The 14,469-nt window shown below is 71.8% G+C and carries 19 protein-coding genes and 1 pseudogene; 8 read left to right on the forward strand and 12 right to left on the reverse strand.

Annotation, left to right across the window (positions count from 1 at the left end):
- Positions 1 to 40: 40 nt before the first annotated feature.
- A complete protein-coding gene (locus ACFW3D_RS19880) occupies positions 41 to 424 on the forward strand; it encodes a VOC family protein (RefSeq protein WP_500505521.1) in 384 nt (127 codons plus the stop codon).
- Positions 425 to 659: 235 nt separating this feature from the next.
- On the opposite strand, the gene ACFW3D_RS19885 is transcribed toward ACFW3D_RS19880, so the two are convergent.
- Both ACFW3D_RS19885 and ACFW3D_RS19890 read right to left on the reverse strand, forming a co-directional pair.
- Entirely contained in the window at positions 660 to 1,331 is a 672-nt protein-coding gene (locus ACFW3D_RS19885) for a DUF4097 family beta strand repeat-containing protein (RefSeq protein WP_500505522.1), read from the reverse strand.
- 258 nt (positions 1,332 to 1,589) lie between these two features.
- Positions 1,590 to 1,787 (reverse strand): hypothetical protein, encoded by a 198-nt coding sequence (locus ACFW3D_RS19890; RefSeq protein WP_500505523.1) that lies wholly within the window; start codon positions 1,785 to 1,787, stop codon positions 1,590 to 1,592.
- Positions 1,788 to 1,908: 121 nt separating this feature from the next.
- Here ACFW3D_RS19890 and ACFW3D_RS19895 point away from each other — a divergent pair, with 121 nt between their 5' ends.
- Entirely contained in the window at positions 1,909 to 2,037 is a 129-nt protein-coding gene (locus ACFW3D_RS19895; RefSeq protein WP_500505524.1) for a hypothetical protein, read from the forward strand.
- A 521-nt stretch (positions 2,038 to 2,558) separates the two neighbouring features.
- Positions 2,559 to 2,780: a hypothetical protein gene (locus ACFW3D_RS19900; protein WP_500505526.1), complete on the forward strand. Its 222-nt coding sequence runs from the start codon at positions 2,559 to 2,561 to the stop codon at positions 2,778 to 2,780.
- A 152-nt stretch (positions 2,781 to 2,932) separates the two neighbouring features.
- Here the strand turns inward: ACFW3D_RS19900 and ACFW3D_RS19905 are convergent, their stop codons facing one another.
- Positions 2,933 to 3,598, reverse strand: coding sequence for a nitroreductase (locus ACFW3D_RS19905; RefSeq protein ID WP_500505528.1), 666 nt, complete (start codon positions 3,596 to 3,598; stop codon positions 2,933 to 2,935).
- A 157-nt stretch (positions 3,599 to 3,755) separates the two neighbouring features.
- Here ACFW3D_RS19905 and ACFW3D_RS19910 point away from each other — a divergent pair, with 157 nt between their 5' ends.
- Positions 3,756 to 4,409 carry an FMN-dependent NADH-azoreductase gene (locus tag ACFW3D_RS19910; RefSeq protein WP_500505529.1) on the forward strand — a complete coding sequence of 218 codons (654 nt, stop codon included), beginning with the start codon at positions 3,756 to 3,758 and terminating at the stop codon, positions 4,407 to 4,409.
- 509 nt (positions 4,410 to 4,918) lie between these two features.
- Here the strand turns inward: ACFW3D_RS19910 and ACFW3D_RS19915 are convergent.
- The 3 genes from ACFW3D_RS19915 to ACFW3D_RS19925 form a co-directional block, all read right to left on the reverse strand.
- Positions 4,919 to 5,626: a B3/B4 domain-containing protein gene (locus tag ACFW3D_RS19915; RefSeq protein WP_500505530.1), complete on the reverse strand. Its 708-nt coding sequence runs from the start codon at positions 5,624 to 5,626 to the stop codon at positions 4,919 to 4,921.
- A 39-nt stretch (positions 5,627 to 5,665) separates the two neighbouring features.
- The gene (locus ACFW3D_RS19920; protein ID WP_500505531.1) at positions 5,666 to 6,313 is read right to left on the reverse strand and encodes an FMN-binding negative transcriptional regulator; all 648 of its coding nucleotides are present in this window, start codon (positions 6,311 to 6,313) and stop codon (positions 5,666 to 5,668) included.
- Positions 6,314 to 6,391: 78 nt separating this feature from the next.
- Positions 6,392 to 7,228 (reverse strand): EamA family transporter, encoded by an 837-nt coding sequence (locus ACFW3D_RS19925; RefSeq protein WP_500505532.1) that lies wholly within the window; start codon positions 7,226 to 7,228, stop codon positions 6,392 to 6,394.
- 116 nt (positions 7,229 to 7,344) lie between these two features.
- On the opposite strand from ACFW3D_RS19925, the gene ACFW3D_RS19930 reads away from it, so the two are divergent.
- Positions 7,345 to 7,929, forward strand: a complete 585-nt coding sequence (locus ACFW3D_RS19930) for a helix-turn-helix domain-containing protein (protein WP_500505533.1) — start codon at positions 7,345 to 7,347, stop codon at positions 7,927 to 7,929.
- A 63-nt stretch (positions 7,930 to 7,992) separates the two neighbouring features.
- Here the strand turns inward: ACFW3D_RS19930 and ACFW3D_RS19935 are convergent, their stop codons facing one another.
- Positions 7,993 to 8,508, reverse strand: a complete 516-nt coding sequence (locus ACFW3D_RS19935) for a DinB family protein (protein ID WP_500505534.1) — start codon at positions 8,506 to 8,508, stop codon at positions 7,993 to 7,995.
- 142 nt (positions 8,509 to 8,650) lie between these two features.
- Here ACFW3D_RS19935 and ACFW3D_RS19940 point away from each other — a divergent pair.
- A pseudogene (locus ACFW3D_RS19940) lies at positions 8,651 to 9,078 on the forward strand (pyridoxamine 5'-phosphate oxidase family protein).
- Between the two features lie 48 nt (positions 9,079 to 9,126).
- Here ACFW3D_RS19940 and ACFW3D_RS19945 read toward each other — a convergent pair.
- The 3 genes from ACFW3D_RS19945 to ACFW3D_RS19955 are packed head-to-tail and all read right to left on the reverse strand — an operon-like array spanning position 9,127 to position 10,673.
- Positions 9,127 to 9,546, reverse strand: a complete 420-nt coding sequence (locus ACFW3D_RS19945; protein ID WP_500505535.1) for an arsenate reductase ArsC — start codon at positions 9,544 to 9,546, stop codon at positions 9,127 to 9,129.
- A 15-nt stretch (positions 9,547 to 9,561) separates the two neighbouring features.
- Positions 9,562 to 10,287 carry an aquaporin gene (locus ACFW3D_RS19950; protein ID WP_500505536.1) on the reverse strand — a complete coding sequence of 242 codons (726 nt, stop codon included), beginning with the start codon at positions 10,285 to 10,287 and terminating at the stop codon, positions 9,562 to 9,564.
- Complete coding sequence (locus ACFW3D_RS19955) at positions 10,284 to 10,673, reverse strand: ArsR/SmtB family transcription factor (protein WP_500505537.1); 390 nt, start codon at positions 10,671 to 10,673, stop codon at positions 10,284 to 10,286. Before ACFW3D_RS19955 ends, ACFW3D_RS19950 begins: the two co-directional genes overlap by 4 nt.
- Positions 10,674 to 10,769: 96 nt before the next feature.
- Between ACFW3D_RS19955 and ACFW3D_RS19960 the strand changes: the two genes are divergently transcribed.
- Positions 10,770 to 11,270, forward strand: coding sequence for an ArsI/CadI family heavy metal resistance metalloenzyme (locus ACFW3D_RS19960; protein WP_500505538.1), 501 nt, complete (start codon positions 10,770 to 10,772; stop codon positions 11,268 to 11,270).
- 150 nt (positions 11,271 to 11,420) lie between these two features.
- On the opposite strand, the gene ACFW3D_RS19965 is transcribed toward ACFW3D_RS19960, so the two are convergent.
- Both ACFW3D_RS19965 and ACFW3D_RS19970 read right to left on the reverse strand, forming a co-directional pair.
- Positions 11,421 to 12,344, reverse strand: coding sequence for an NADP-dependent oxidoreductase (locus tag ACFW3D_RS19965; RefSeq protein ID WP_500505539.1), 924 nt, complete (start codon positions 12,342 to 12,344; stop codon positions 11,421 to 11,423).
- Between the two features lie 160 nt (positions 12,345 to 12,504).
- On the reverse strand, positions 12,505 to 13,143 hold the full coding sequence (locus ACFW3D_RS19970) for an HD domain-containing protein (RefSeq protein ID WP_500505540.1): 639 nt from the start codon (positions 13,141 to 13,143) through the stop codon (positions 12,505 to 12,507).
- A 137-nt stretch (positions 13,144 to 13,280) separates the two neighbouring features.
- Here ACFW3D_RS19970 and ACFW3D_RS19975 point away from each other — a divergent pair, with 137 nt between their 5' ends.
- Positions 13,281 to 14,252, forward strand: a complete 972-nt coding sequence (locus tag ACFW3D_RS19975; RefSeq protein WP_500505541.1) for a GlxA family transcriptional regulator — start codon at positions 13,281 to 13,283, stop codon at positions 14,250 to 14,252.
- Positions 14,253 to 14,469: the final 217 nt, after the last annotated feature.

Genomic DNA, 14,469 nt, shown 5'->3' on the forward strand with positions numbered 1-14,469 from the left:
TGACGGCGGCACCGCTTGGTGCCTGCCTAGACTGCCGGGCATGGCATGCCGCATCAGTGAGCTGGTGATCGACGCCGCCGACCCCGACAGGCTGGCCGCGTTCTGGAGCGGGGTACTCGGCTACGTCGAACTCGGCCGGGAGGACGACGGGAGCATCGAGATCGGGCCGCCCGACACCGGCTTCGGCGGCCCGCAGCCCACCCTCGTCCTCAGCCCCAGCAGCGACCCGCGGGCCGCGAAGCTCCCTCTGCACTTCGACGTCAACGCCACCGACCGCGACCAGGACGCCGAGCTGGAACGGCTGCTCGCCCTCGGCGCCCGGCACGCCGACGTCGGCCAGACAGGCACCGAGAACTGGTACGTCCTGGCCGACCCGGAAGGCAACGAGTTCTGCCTCCTGCGCCGACGGCTGCGGCCCCTCTGACCACGGCGGCCGCGCCGCCGCATGATGACGTTCACGACCGCGTGGCGAAAGGCCGGGGCAGGGTGGCCGGCCCAACGTAGTGGTCCGGCGGTACCACGCCCCGGGCGGCGCACTCCGGCGGGTGCCGGCGTACGCCGCCCTCGGGTGGGGCGAGTTGCGGGAGGCGGCCCGAGTCGTCGTGGCGGTTGCCGGCGATCCGGGCGGTGTCGCCGATCTCGGCGCTCCTTCTCGGCGCCTACAGGCTGCGGGCGGTGATGTCGCCGTAGGCGGTGGTCGCGTGGACGTTCAGGCCGGCGTCGGCGCCGTCGGTGTTCTTCAGCGCGTTGTGGATCCGGCCGTAGGAGGTGGAGGCGTCGAGGACGGCGGAGACGCCGCGAGCGGCACCGACCGAGATCCCGCCGTGTTCGGTGCGCAGTGCGACGGTGCCGCGCACTGCCTCGGCGATCTCGAGGTCGCCCTTCTGGGTGCTGATCTCCGCGGAGCCGCCCAGGCGGCCCACCGAGACGTCGCCGGCGAGGAGGGCGATGCGGGCGCTCTCGGCCTCGTCGAGCTTGACCGTGACCTGCTGGCCCTCGACGACGACGTCGCCGAGCCGTCCCACGCCCCGGAGTTCGGCGGCGGCCGCCTTCGCCTCGACGCGGGAACCTGCGGGCAGCTGGACCGTCACCTCGATGGACCCGGAAGAGCCGAGGACACGGTTCTCCGCCGCCGGGACCCCGATCCGCAGGACGCCGTCGGCGCAACCGACCTCGGTCCGCTCCGCCGCCATCACGTCACGGCTCTTGGAGGGGTCCGCGGGCAGGACCTCGACAGTGGTGTCGGCCCGGTCCACGGCGATGAACCGGATGCGTCCGGCGGGCACGTCGAGGACGGCCGAGACCGGGGCGGGGGTGTCGAACTTCTGCATCGTGCTCTCCTTCGTCCGTATCGGGCGCTCTTGCGTCCCGGTGTTTCTGACATTGGAAACGCTACGTTGCATTCGTAGATGAGGCAACGACTTTGTTGCGTAACCCGGCTATTACTGCAGCTCATTGCAGGAAAATCGTTGCAACGGTCGTGAAGGCAATGCAACGATCCGCTTCGCAGACGTTGCAATGGACTATTCATGAACGCTACTCCCCCGCTCCCCGGCCGCAGCGGCAGCACTCCCACCAGGCCCGAAGGGTCACGCGCGCACTGCCCACGATGTGCCGCCGCGGTCGAGGACCACGATCGAGTCGCCGCTCACGGCGGGCGCGCCGACGGCCGCGCTGTCGAACCGACCTGTCCGGAGCGTGCGGCCGTGCTCCGCCTCGACGATCCGCGCGCCCGCGCAGTACCGGTCGGCCGCACCCCTGTGACCTCGACGTTCCGCGTTCGCCATGACGCATCTTCCCTGGTGCTCAAGACCTCGGGCCGCGTACAATCTCGCCCGGCCGCGGAGGACTTTCCTGAGCCCCGTCGTCGATCCGGGCGGCGGACGTCACTGCGCCCGGGAACCCTCGATGCCGCTTCTGCAACGCGCCCTGAACTGGGTCACGACGATCACGGCCGAACTCACCGATCCCGTCGACGACCCGTGCCACCACGACCCGGACGAGACCGGGGCATGCGAAGAGGCCGAGTGTCAGTGACGGCCCGCTCACGGCCGCCGGCCAGGGAGGCCGGCACTTCCGACGGCGGTGCACAACGCTCGAAATGACCGGCCCGGCCTGCTGAGAGACCCCGCGCCGGCAAGGTCACCCCGGACGGCCGACGGATGGCACGGGTGGCCTTGCTCGACTTGAGGCGGCGCCGCGTCACTTGCTTCACGGTCGCTTTCCGTGCGGCGGCCGACCGTGACGCGCTCCGACCCACTGCGGCTCGAGGGCAGGACCCTCCGGGTGAACCTCTCAGGCGTCACGTTCATGGACTCCACCAGCCTGAACATGCCGCTGGGCCGCCGCCTGCGCGCCCAAGCCGGACGAGGCACGCTCGAACTCTGCGCTCACCCGGTGGCCCCCGGCCTCGTCGGCGCCCGTTGCTGAGTACTCACGGTCAAAGGTTGCAATTTTTGCGCCGAATGCGGCTTTCGGGAAGAAGGCGATCTTCCCCTGGGTTACGCTCCCGAGGAGAATCGCCCCATACGCCGACCAGCGAACGCGGAGCGCTGACCATGCCCGAGACCCGCCTCAAGTGCCGCAACGCCTCGTCGGCCGCCGCCGTCGTGGCGGCCGGAGCCGAACCAGGCGATCGGCAGCACACCGTCCGGCAGGACGGCCGGCACGTCGTCATCGCGTACGCGAACACACGCTGGCCCTTCGACGTCGCCGAGTGGGCCGCCCTCGAGGGATACGCCAGCGACAAGGCCGCGGTCCGGGTCATGACGGCCCTCTGAGCCCGCCGACAGGCACACCACGGGCAGTGGGGCGAACCGGCCACTGCTGCAGCGCGACCGCCCCCCGCCCACCCGGCACCAGCCGGACGGGCCCAGGCCCGCCGCGCACGGTCAACACACCGGTCACGGGCTTCCGTGAGGCAAGGACGGCCTCAGGCCCCCATCAGGGTCACCGTCTCGTCGAGCGGTGCCCGACCTGTACGGGTGCGACCTTCCGAACCGTCCTCGAATCCGATCGACATGCCGCAGAAGAGGATGAGCTCGTCCGGGGGTGACACAATCTCCGCGACCGTCGCGTGATACTTCGCCCATGCCATCTGGGTGCAACTGTGCAGCCCTTCGGCGCGAAGCAGCAGCATGACGGTCTGCAAGTACATCCCGATATCGGACCATTGGGGCCGACCCATGTCGCGGTCGATGTAGCAGAACAGCGCTGCGGGCGCACCGAAGCACTCCCAGTTGGCGGAGGCCGCCCTGTGGCGCGCCTCCTGGTCCTCGCGCGCGACGCCGAGCGCGCCGTAGCGCTGTTCACCGAAGGCGGCGCGGCGCTCGCTGTACGGGGGTTTCAGCGCGAGCGGGTACTGCTCGTACTCCGGCTCGTCCCAGGGTTCGCCGGCAGCCAGTCGCTCTCGCGCCAGCTTCTTCAGTAAGTCCAACTGCCCGCCGGTCAGCACGTAGGAGTGCCACGGCTGGAGGTTCGACGCCGACGGCGCCCAGGCCGCGGCGGTCAGCACACGCTCCAGCATCCCTCGCGGAACCGGGCGGTCGCTGAACGAGCGCACCGCCCGTCGGGTTGCGACGGCTTCATAGACGTCCATGGACGCGGCTCTCCTTCGTTGGCATTCATGATCGTTACCTTCGGTACTGTAGTACTCGAGAAAGTATCGTTCAACACGGTTCTGTGTTTGACTATCTCCACCACGAACCCGTTGCCCGCGGCCATCGCCACGGGCCACCTGCCTTTGGAGCGCGTCCATGGCCACGCTGCTGCACCTCGACTCGTCCGTCCTCCCCGGCGAGGCCTCCACCTCCCGGTCGGTCGCTGCCGCCTTCCGCAGGGCATGGCAGGAAGAGGACCCGGAGGGCACGGTCGTCTACCGCGACCTCGCCGCCGACCCGGTGCCGCACATCACCGCCAGCGCCTGGTCCGCCGGGTACTCCGCCCCGTCCGAGCGCAGCCCGGAACAGACCGCGGCGTTCACCGCGCGCCTCCAGCTCATCGAGGAACTGGAGCGGGCCGACGCCGTCCTGATCGGTGCCCCCATGTACAACTACTCGATTCCGTCGACCCTCAAGGCGTGGGTGGACAGCGTTCTCCTGCTCGGACGCACCGCGGGGGAGACTCCGTCCGCCCAGGGCACACCGGTCGTCGTCGTCGCCAGCCGGGGCGGCTCCTACGCTCCGGGCACTCCGCGTCAGGGCTACGAGTTCGTGCAGAACTACCTGGAGGCGGTGCTGTACGGCACGCTCGGCCTGGACGTGGACTTCATCGTCCCGGAGCTCACGATGGCTCCCCGCAACCCGGCCATGACCGAACTCATCCCTCTCTACGAGGCCTCCCGCAGGCGCGCATTCGAGGATGCCGGCACCAAGGCCAGGGAGATCGCGAAGCGCATCGCCACCGCGTGACGCGGCCTCCTCGCCGTCCCGGCCCTTGCCGTCGCGCTACGCCGCCGACCCGGCAGGGCGTCGGGCCCCGGCGGCGCGGGGGCGCGGCTCGGGCACGCGGCCGGGGCGGGCCCGGGAGAGCCGGCCGGCCGGGAGGGCATTACGGCCGTCGTGCCGACGGCTTTCGCCGTGAACGCCCTGCGGCAGGAGAAGGCCGCACCGTCGGCAAGTGGAGCGGCACCGCCTACGCCCCGCCGCCCCCGGGATGCGCGAAACGGGTCAGCAGGTCCTCGAGCAACCCATGTTCACCGGGGCCCAATGCCGCGACCGGACGCCCGGCCATCGGCTCCGCGGCCGCATGAGCCGCGTCGAAGAGCTCGGTGCCCTGCGGCGTGACATGATCCCCGCCTTGTCCGAACCCGTCGCCACACCGAGGTCACGCTGCACTGTGGGCCCGCGGTCGACCAGGGGCCGGTCGGTGGCGAGCGAGACGGTGCCTGGCCAGGGGGCCGGCCCAGCCGTGTGTCGGCTCAGGCGGAGACCTGTGGCGACGCCGCCCCCAGGTAACGCACGGCCGTCTCCCCGCAGTGGGGGGCGAGCAGGCCCTGCAGCTCACGGGCGGCGGCTTCGAGGAGGTCGCCGTCCCGGGAGGCGTGAAGGGTCTCGAGGATGAAGACGGCCCTCGTGGAGTCCTCGGTGACGCGGGTGTGGTGGGAGTCGCGGTGGTTCCAGTAGCGCGTCAGGACCCGGATGGCGTCGGCGTAGACGATCTCGCCGGGCTTGGGGTGCTCGACGGTGCCGGGTTCGCCGAGCGGGGTGAAGCTCTCGGTGCCGTCGGCGAATCGGATGACGACGTCGCCGGTGACGTTGTCCAGGTCGAAGGCGCCGGCGGGCAGGCCGTGGTGGACGGAGACGGCGTTGTACGAGTCGACCGGCGCGTTGATGCGCGGGAGGGTGCCCCTCTTCGCGAGGCGGCGGCCGAGCGCGTCGACACTGGGACGGATGCGGCGCGGGTTGGTGCCGAAGGAGCGGTAGGCGGTGTGCCAGGCCTCGACGCGGGGGTCGGTCTCGTCGGCGGGGCGCCAGGTGCCGTCGGCGAGCCGCTGCTCCAGGTCCTCCAGGGTCTCGGTGGTGCGGGGCCAGGCTTCACGGCCGCGCAGTCCGGTGGCGGTGACCAGGGCGACGAGGGTGTCGGGGAAGGCGTCGGCGACGGCGGGGGCGAGGCTGAAGGCGGTCATGGGCGGGGTTTCCGTTTCCTGCGTCCGGACGGGGTGGGGTCAGGGCTTCCAGGGGCCGACGCGGTCCAGCCGGCGGCGCTGCCGGCGTGCCGTGGGGACGTCGAGGCCCTGGTCGCGTGCGGTGAGCCGGTCGGCGACGGCGCTGCGGTGCTCGACCGGCTTGTGGTCGTCGTACTTGAACTTGGCCAGTACGTCGGTGACTTCCAGGCGCAGGCCGCGGATGCCGGACAGCATCCGGCCGTACGGCGGCCGGTCGGCGACGACGGGGGCGTGGTCGCCTTCGGGCTGGAAGTGGGCGAGTTGGCGGCGCAGCAGTTCGGCCTTGGCCTCGGGGTCGTCGACGATACGGGCGTGGCAGGTGAACTGGACGGCGGTGTAGTAGCTGGTGGGGACGCCGTCGGTGGGCGGGGTTCCGGCCGTGGCCCGCCAGGGTCCGGGGATGAAGGCGTAGTCGCCGACGACGGTCAGCAGGACGTGGGGGTCCCTCTCGATCGCCGCCCAGACCGGGTTGGGGCGGGCGAGGTGGACCAGGAGGTGGCCCTCGTCGCCGGTGAAGTGGGTGGGGACCGCGACGGGGGGCCGGCCGGGCAGGCCGTTGACGCAGAGCTGGCCGAAGTCGTGGCCGTCGGCGATCCAGGAGCGCCATTCGGCTTCGTCCAGGGCGGCGTCCCAGGGCTGGATGAACATGCGGGCTCCCTTGCGGGTGGTGGGCGGTGCAGGGCGGGGCCGGGCGGCGCGGTGCGGTGCGGGGGCGCGACGGCTCGGTCAGGTCAGGGCGAGGAGGCCGACGGCCGCGGCGGCGGTGCCCATTCCGATGATCTGGCCGCGGTGGATGCGCTCGTCGAGCACGCCCCGGGCGAGCAGGACCGTCCCGGCCGGGTAGAGGGCGGTGATCACGGCGACGACCGCCAGGTCGCCGCTGCGGGCGGCGAGGAGGAACAGCAGGTTCGCGAGCGAGTCGAGGACGCCGGCGGTGGCCGGGACCCCGTACGCGGGCCGTTCGGAGCCCAGCGTGCGGAAGAGCGCACCCGCCGCGGCCAGGGTGACGGCGGAGGTGACCGCCCGGCCGACGATCAGCGGCGCGATTCCGCTGTCGGACGGTGCCTGGTGCAGGAAGACCAGTTGGAGCGCGATGGCACCGCCCGCGCCGAAGGCCAGCAGCAGAGCGGTACGCGAGGGGCGTACGGCCCCGGCCCCGTGGCCCGCGCTGACCAGCACCACCGCCACCAGCGCGAGGGGCAGGCCCACCAGCCCGGCCGGGCCCAGGCGTTCCCCCTGCAGCAGACCCACACCCACGGGCAGCACGGCGGAGACCAGGGCGGTCACGGGAGAGAGCACGTTCATCGGGCCGATCGCCAGGGTGCGGTAGAGCAGTGCGAACGCCGCGGCGGAGGCGACCCCTGACGCCGCACCCCAGGCCACGGCCGCACGGCTGAAGGACGCGTCGAGGAAGGGCCAGAGCAGGAGCTCGACCGCGAGGCTGGCCGGGGCCGCGACCATCACGGTGCGCAGCACATGGGCCCTGCGGGCGCCGAGGCCGCCGAGGAAGTCGGCGCAGCCATAGGCGAGCGAGCTGCCGAGGGCCAGCAGCAGAGCGATCACAGCACATCCCTTACCATTCAGTGGAACGACCGAACCGTACACCGGATCGACCGTCGATGCCAGTGAACCGACCGGGCGGTACATTCCAGTGGTACGCCTACGAGGGACGGAACCGGATGGCCGAGGCTGAGACTGCACTGCGGACGCTCGCGCACAACGTCCGCGCCGCCCGTACCCGCGCGGGCCTGTCCCTGGACGAACTCGGCCGCCGCGCCCAGGTCAGCAAGGGCGCGCTGGTGGGGCTGGAGAAGGCCCAGGGCAATCCGAACTTCGCGACGCTGGTGCGGCTGGCCGACACCCTCGGCGTCTCGGTCTCGGCCCTGCTGGAGGGCAGGCCGGAAGGCCGCGTCCGCGTCGTGTCCGCCGACAACCTGACCCCGCTGTGGACCGGCGCGCGGGGCGGCCAGGCCCGCCTGATGCTGACCACGGCGGGTCCGGCGCCCGTCGAGGTCTGGCGCTGGCGGCTGGAGCCGGGCGAGGAGTACCCCAGCCATCCGCACCAGCCCGGGGTGGTGGAGACCGTCAGCGTCACCCACGGCCGGATGACCCTGGTCGTCGACGGCACCGAGCACACCGTGGAGGCCGGGCAGACCGCCACCTTCGAAGGCGACGCGACCCACACCTACCGCGGCTCGGGCACCGGGACCTGCCACCTGATCATGACCGTGCACCTGCCGCCCGGCCCCGCCGTCGCGCCCTGACCGGTGCGGCCGGACCCGGCAGGCGAGTTGGCCTCGCCGCTACGCCGGGGGGCCGCCTCTCCGCTAGTAGTAGCCCTTCGCGCCGTCGAGCAGTTCCCGGACGATGTCGGCGTGGCCCGCGTGCCGCCCCGTCTCCTCGACGAGGTGGATCAGCATCCAGCGGAGGTTGGCGCCTCCGGAGCGGAAGCCGGGGTGGCGGCCGACGTCGTCAAGGCCGGCCGCGGCGACGATCTCGTTGCTTCGGGCGCACTGGGCCTCGTACTCCGCCAGGAGTTCGGCGAGGGGGCGGCCGCCGGTGTGCCAGTCGGCGTCGTCGCTCGACTCGTCGAACGCCGGGTTCTGCTTCTCGTCACCGCCGAGGAACAGCACTTCCAGCCACATGTGCTCGGTCCAGCGCATGTGGGAGACGAGACCGGCCATCGTCATGAGCGGTGAGGTCGGGATGAGCGAGCGGTGCGCGTCCTCGTCGCTCAGCCCCTCGCATTTCCAGCGCAGGATCTGCCTCTGCAGGTCCAGCCAGCCGATGAGCGCGGTGCGTTCGTCCGCCTGGAGCGGGGGGCGTTGCAGTTCGGATGTCATGGCGGCGCACGCTACCGGGACGGCCGGGCAGGGGCACCGGGATTTACGGGCCCGGGGCGTCGTTCGCACGGGCTCGCAGGCCCGCGGGCTCGCGGGCTCGCGGGCCGGCCGCGTTGTCCGTGGCCGCGCCTACAGTCGGGCCATGGAACTTTCACGCGAAGCACGGGAAAGCTTTCTGGCCGAGTCGCACGTGGCCGCTCTGGCCGTCGCGGCCGGCGGCGACCGCGGGCCGTTCACGGTCCCGATCTGGTACGCCTACGAGCCCGGCGGTCTGCCGTGGATCCTCACCGGCGCGGGCTCCCGGAAGATGACGCTGATCAGGGCGGCGGGCCGCTTCAGCCTGCTGGTCCAGCGCACCGAGCCGACGCCCCGGTACGTTTCGGTCGAAGGGCCGGTCGCCGAAGTGTCCGAGGGCACCGGCGCGCTCCATCGCGAGATGGCCGGCCGCTACCTCTCGGGGGAGGCACTCGACAGATTCGTGGCGATGGCGGAGGTCGAACTCGCCGATCACGTCGTCGTCCGTATGCGGCCGGAACGCTGGTCACCGCCGACCTGGGCACGGTCGCGTGAGCCCCTTCGCTTCCGGGTGGTGGTGGCGCCGGTCGCCGGGGCCGGCGGTCATGGCCGCGGCGCTACGCCGAGTTCCGTGAGCAGGCCCTTGATGCGCTGCTCGATCTCGTCGCGGATCGGACGGACGGCGTCGACGCCCTGCCCCGCCGGGTCGTCGAGCTGCCAGTCGAGGTAGCGCTTGCCGGGGAAGTACGGGCAGGCGTCGCCGCAGCCCATGGTGATGACCACGTCGGAGGACCGCACCGCCTCGGTGGTGAGGACCTTGGGGACCTCGGCGGAGATGTCGATCCCGGCCTCCTCCATGGCCTCGACCACGGACGGGTTGACCGCGCCGGCGGGGGCGGAGCCGGCCGAGCGCACCTCGACCCGGTCCCCGGCGAGGTGGGTGAGGAAGGCGGCGGCCATCTGGGAGCGGCCGGCGTTGTGGACGCAGACGAACAGCACGGACGGGACTGCGGGAGTACTCACGGGGTTCTTCCTCGGTCAGTGACTGGTGGCGGTGAGTTCGGGCACGGCCTCGGGCACCGGGGCCGCTGCGGTGCGCCCGAAGAGGACGGCGACCAGGGCCACGCCGACGAGGGCGCCGACGAATTGGGCGGCCACGAACGGTGCCACGGAGGCGGGGGCGATGCCGGCGAAGGTGTCGGAGAAGCTGCGTCCGATGGTCACGGCGGGGTTGGCGAAGCTGGTGGAGGAGGTGAACCAGTACGCCGCCCCGATGTACGAGGCGACCGCGGCCGGAGCCATGCGCTGCCGTCCCGTACGGGCGAGTCCGAGGACGAGCAGGATCAGGCCCGCGGTGGCGACGACCTCGCCCAGCCACAGGTGCCCGGTGGATCGCTCGTGCGCGGACCAGGCCACCAGCGGTTCGGCGAACATCGCGTCGGCCAGGACGGCACCCCCGATGGCGCCGGCGACTTGGGCGGGCAGGTAGGCCGCGACCTCACGCGGGGCCGGTCCGTCGCCGGTGGTCCGGCCGCTCCACCAGGCGGCCAGGGTGACCACCGGGTTGAAGTGCGCGCCGGAGACCGGGCCGAGCAGGGCGATGAGCACGCCCAGGCCGAACACCGTCGCAAGGGAGTTGGCGAGCAACTGCACGCCCACATCACGGGACAGCTGCGTGGCCTGGATGCCCGAGCCCACCACGACCGCGACCAGCGCGGCGGTGCCGACGAACTCGGCAGCGACACGGCGGCCGAGGGCGGTCATCCGCTGACCCCGGCGGCAGCCGGCTCGGCCGGGGCCTGGAGGAGGGAGGAGAGCCGGACCAGCGCGGGCGGCAGGACCCAGTAGTAGACCCAGGTCCCGCGCCGTTCGGAGCCGACCAGCCCGGCTTCGCGCAGCACCTTCAGGTGGTGGGAGATGGTCGGCTGGGACACGTCGAACGGCCCGGTCAGGTCGCACACGCACGCCTCGCCGCCCTCGTGCGAGGCGATCAGGGAGAGCAGCCGCAGCCGCACGGGATCCGACAGGGCCTTGAACATCCGTGCCAGGTCGACGGCCTCGGCCTCGCCCAGGGGTTCACGGACGATCGGCGAGCAGCACGCCACGTCCCGATCGTCCTGCCCGAGGACCCGCAGCTCTGAATTCGACATGCGTCTATGTTGACATCCGTCGATGCAGCAGGCAACCTCGGGGCTGTCGAGCTGTATCGATGGATGTCGATACAGAAGCAGATGAGGGAGTTCGCCATGTCCCGCGTTCAGCTCGCCCTGCGCGTCGCCGACCTCGAAGGGTCCGTCGCGTTCTACTCCGGGCTCTTCGGCGTCGAGCCCGCCAAACTCCGCCCCGGCTACGCCAACTTCGCCATCTCCGAGCCCCCGCTCAAGCTCGTCCTGATCGAGGGTGAGGAAGGGCAGGACACCCGGCTCGACCACCTCGGCGTCGAGGTCGCCTCCACCGATCAGGTCACCGCCGCCACCGGCCGGCTCCGGGAAGCCGGGCTGGCCACCTTCGAGGAGAAGGACACCTCCTGCTGCTACGCGCTCCAGGACAAGGTCTGGGTCACCGGCCCGGGGAGGGAGCCGTGGGAGGTCTACGTGGTCAAGGGCGACGCGGACACCCTCGGCAAGAGCTCCGCGACCCGGCCTGCGTCCTGCTGCACCTCCGGCGAGCAGGCCGAGCCTCCGCAGGCCGTCACACCGGCCACCGACGGCGGAGGGTGCGCCTGCGGCACGACGGGCACCCGGTAGCCGAGGCGGGTGATCGCCGCGCCGGGGTCCGCACCGGTTCCGGCCTCCCGCCCGGCACGGAGCGGCCCAGGCCGGGGAGGCGACTTCCCCGGCCTGGGCCGTGTCGTTCCTTCGCGCGGGGCCCGGTCCCCACGGATCGGGCGCTCGCGCTCAGTCCTCGGCGATCCGGATGATCGTCTTGCCGGGAAGGCGGCGCCCGATGCGGGCGAACGCCTCCGGGGCCTCGGCCAGCGGCCGCACGTCCCCGACGACCGGCTTGAGCCGTCCGTCCCGGACCCGCTGGACGAGGTCCGCGAGGCGGGCCCGGTCGACCTCGACGACGAAGAACACGGCCCGCCCCTTGTCGGGCTGGACGGCGGGGGGCTCCGCGACCGTGACGACCGTGCCGCCGGTGCGGACCAGCGCGGTCGAGCGCTCGAGGACGTCGCCGCCGAACACGTCGAGCACGAGGTCCACCTCACCGACCTCTTCGAGCCGGTCGTTCTGCAGGTCCACGAAGGTGTCCGCGCCGAGGAAGAGTGCGGTGTCCCTGTCGGCGGTACGGCCGGTGCCGATCACGCGGGCGCCCGCATCGTGCGCGAGTTGGACGGCGATCGACCCGACCCCGCCGGCGGAGCCGTGGACCAGGACCGTCTGGCCCGTCGTGAGACGGCCGTGCTCGAACAGCGCCTGCCACGCGGTCAGCCCCGAGATCGGCAGCGCCGCGGCCACCGTGTGGTCGACGTCCGCGGGGAGCGGGGCGAGGTTGCGGGCCTCCACCGCGACGTACTCGGCCAGGGTGCCGTCCCGGGTCCAGTCGGCGAGTCCGAACACCCGCTGGCCGACGGTCAGACCCGTGGTTCCGTAGCCCAGTTCGGCCACGACGCCGGACAGTTCGTGCCCGGGCACGCTCGGCGTCCGGTCGCGGCCGGCCCGGTCGGTCCAGGTTCCCGGCCACTCGAGTTCCCCCGGTGTGAAGCCCGCGGCATGCACCCGCACGATGACGTCGTTCTCGGCGGCGTGCGGATAGGGCAGATCCGTGAGGGCGAGCCCGCCGATGCCGGCGTCTCGCTCCCGAGCGGTGATGGCTTGCATGATGTTCCTTTCCGGGGGTTCTCAAGAGGGCGCGCTCGCCATGGCCATCAGCACCACGTTGGCCGTGACGAGCACGGTGAAGGTGGTGCGCCGCCCGAGACGACGGCCGGGGCGAGGTGGACGTGCCTGCTCCATCACGTTGTCTTCCGCGACGCTCCGGTCAGCTCGGCCAGGGTGCGCCGACGATGCGCTCGACCGTGGTCGTGCGACGGAAGCCGGGGACGAAGTGCTCCAGCACATCGGCGTTCACGGTGCCGTTCGCGGTCTCCGGGCGGTGCTGGAGGCCGTCGACGAAGGCCTGCAGGAACCGGTTCTTGAAGTCGCCCCTCGGATGGACGGCGAGGACTTCCTCCACCTGCGCGGAATCGAGCTCGTCCAGGTCCAGGCCGAGCACGTCGGTCAGGACACCGAGGTTCGTGATGGCGATCTCCGGTCCCATCCGGTGGGGGATTCCCGGCGTCGTGTGCAGCGCGATGGCGGTCCACACCACGTCGGCGGCGGCGGCAGGGAAACCACGCTGCAGCATGAAGGTGCGCGCGTGGTCGGCCCCGTCGACCTCGAATCGCTGCTCCGCGTCCGAGAACGGCCTCATGAGGCCCGTGTCGTGGAACATGGCCGACAGGTAGAGAAGCTCCGGATCGGGCTTCAGACCGAGCCGGTCCGCGTGAATGGCGCCGAAGACGAAAACGCGCCGCGAGTGGTGGTAGAGGAGAGGGCTCGTCATCTCCTGAACGAGACGGGTCGCCTCCGCCACCGCGGCTGTTTCGGGAATCTCCACCCCGGCGATGATCTCGGACATCAGCTCTGCACTTCCTCACATGGGCGTGTTATGAATGGAAGGTGTTTCCGTCTTCCACCCTGCCGAGCACCGGGGCTTCCTCGCCACCGCGGTACCGCCATGGGCCACACCTATCCGGACAGGCGGAGAACAGACGGGTGGACTCCCGCGCGCACCGGGTCGTGATCCTCGTCTACGACGGGGTGACGCTGCTGGACCTCGCCGGCCCCGCGGAGGTCTTCGCGGAGGCGAACCGGTTCGGCGCCGACTACGAGGTGGTGCTGGTGTCGCCGACCGGGGCCGACGTCACCTCGTCCGCCGGGGTGCGGATCGCGGTCGCGGGTGCCGCCCAGGACTCGGCTCCCGACACGTTCCTGGTGGTCGGCACGGACCGATACCCGCGCAACGCCATCGACCGTGTCCTGGTCGAGGCGGCGCGGACGCTGGCGGCCGACGCCGACCGGACGGCGTCCATCTGCACCGGGGCCTTCGTCCTCGGCGCCGCCGGCCTCCTGGACGGCAAGCGTGCGACCACGCACTGGAAGGTCGCCCACGAACTCGCCGCCCGGTGCCGGACCAGCAGCGTCGTCCCCGACGCGATCTACGTCCGCGACGGTGCCACCTACACCTCGGCGGGCGTGACCGCCGGCATCGACCTCGCGCTGGCCCTCGTCGAGGAGGACCACGGGCCCGAACTGACCCGCGACGTCGCCCGTTCCCTGGTGGTCTATTTGCAGCGTTCGGGCGGCCAGTCGCAGTTCTCGGCCCCGCTGCAGGGACCTCCGCCCCGCTCTCCGGCCATCCGCAGGATCGCCGACCTGGTGACGGCGGATCCCTCGGGAGACCATTCGGTCGGCGAGCTCGCCAAGCACCTCAATTTGAGTTCCCGGCATCTCACCCGGCTCTTCCGCGACGAAATGTCCACCACGCCGGCCCGGTACGTGGAAATGATCCGGTTCGACATGGCAAAGGCTTTGCTGGACCAGGGGCACACCGCGACGCAAGTGGCATCGCTCGCGGGATTTCCGAGTTACGAGAGCATGCGGCGGGTTTTCGCGAAGAGAATGGCGATCAGCCCCACCGCGTATCAGCGCCGCTTCAGGACGGCACAGCGGGCCGACACGGCGTAGCGGAGACGCAATGTCCGCGGTTTCCGCGGGCCGCGTCCTGCGCACGGGGCGCCGCACATCGGTACGCCGGTCCCGCCTCCGCCCGCGCCTTGCGCCTGCCGGCCCCCGAACCCGTCCCGGGGCGCCCGGAGTGGGCGCGCGGTGCGTGCGGGCCGCGGATTGGTCCGCGGTTCTGCCCGGTGAATGGACCACGGGTGCGGGTGCGCGCCGCCGTACG

It is taken from the genome of Streptomyces sp. NPDC058864, assembly GCF_042742985.1.
GTDB lineage: Bacteria > Actinomycetota > Actinomycetes > Streptomycetales > Streptomycetaceae > Actinacidiphila.

Bases quoted from the DNA above. Each gene is read 5' to 3' on its own strand.
- ACFW3D_RS19880 (WP_500505521.1), top strand. From the start codon at position 41: ATGGCATGCCGCATCAGTGAGCTGGTGATCGACGCCGCCGACCCCGAC.
- ACFW3D_RS19885 (WP_500505522.1), bottom strand. From the start codon at position 1,331: ATGCAGAAGTTCGACACCCCCGCCCCGGTCTCGGCCGTCCTCGACGTG.
- ACFW3D_RS19890 (WP_500505523.1), bottom strand. From the start codon at position 1,787: ATGGCGAACGCGGAACGTCGAGGTCACAGGGGTGCGGCCGACCGGTAC.
- ACFW3D_RS19895 (WP_500505524.1), top strand. From the start codon at position 1,909: ATGCCGCTTCTGCAACGCGCCCTGAACTGGGTCACGACGATCACGGCC.
- ACFW3D_RS19900 (WP_500505526.1), top strand. From the start codon at position 2,559: ATGCCCGAGACCCGCCTCAAGTGCCGCAACGCCTCGTCGGCCGCCGCC.
- ACFW3D_RS19905 (WP_500505528.1), bottom strand. From the start codon at position 3,598: ATGGACGTCTATGAAGCCGTCGCAACCCGACGGGCGGTGCGCTCGTTC.
- ACFW3D_RS19910 (WP_500505529.1), top strand. From the start codon at position 3,756: ATGGCCACGCTGCTGCACCTCGACTCGTCCGTCCTCCCCGGCGAGGCC.
- ACFW3D_RS19915 (WP_500505530.1), bottom strand. From the start codon at position 5,626: ATGACCGCCTTCAGCCTCGCCCCCGCCGTCGCCGACGCCTTCCCCGAC.
- ACFW3D_RS19920 (WP_500505531.1), bottom strand. From the start codon at position 6,313: ATGTTCATCCAGCCCTGGGACGCCGCCCTGGACGAAGCCGAATGGCGC.
- ACFW3D_RS19930 (WP_500505533.1), top strand. From the start codon at position 7,345: ATGGCCGAGGCTGAGACTGCACTGCGGACGCTCGCGCACAACGTCCGC.
- ACFW3D_RS19935 (WP_500505534.1), bottom strand. From the start codon at position 8,508: ATGACATCCGAACTGCAACGCCCCCCGCTCCAGGCGGACGAACGCACC.
- ACFW3D_RS19950 (WP_500505536.1), bottom strand. From the start codon at position 10,287: ATGACCGCCCTCGGCCGCCGTGTCGCTGCCGAGTTCGTCGGCACCGCC.
- ACFW3D_RS19955 (WP_500505537.1), bottom strand. From the start codon at position 10,673: ATGTCGAATTCAGAGCTGCGGGTCCTCGGGCAGGACGATCGGGACGTG.
- ACFW3D_RS19960 (WP_500505538.1), top strand. From the start codon at position 10,770: ATGTCCCGCGTTCAGCTCGCCCTGCGCGTCGCCGACCTCGAAGGGTCC.
- ACFW3D_RS19965 (WP_500505539.1), bottom strand. From the start codon at position 12,344: ATGCAAGCCATCACCGCTCGGGAGCGAGACGCCGGCATCGGCGGGCTC.
- ACFW3D_RS19970 (WP_500505540.1), bottom strand. From the start codon at position 13,143: ATGTCCGAGATCATCGCCGGGGTGGAGATTCCCGAAACAGCCGCGGTG.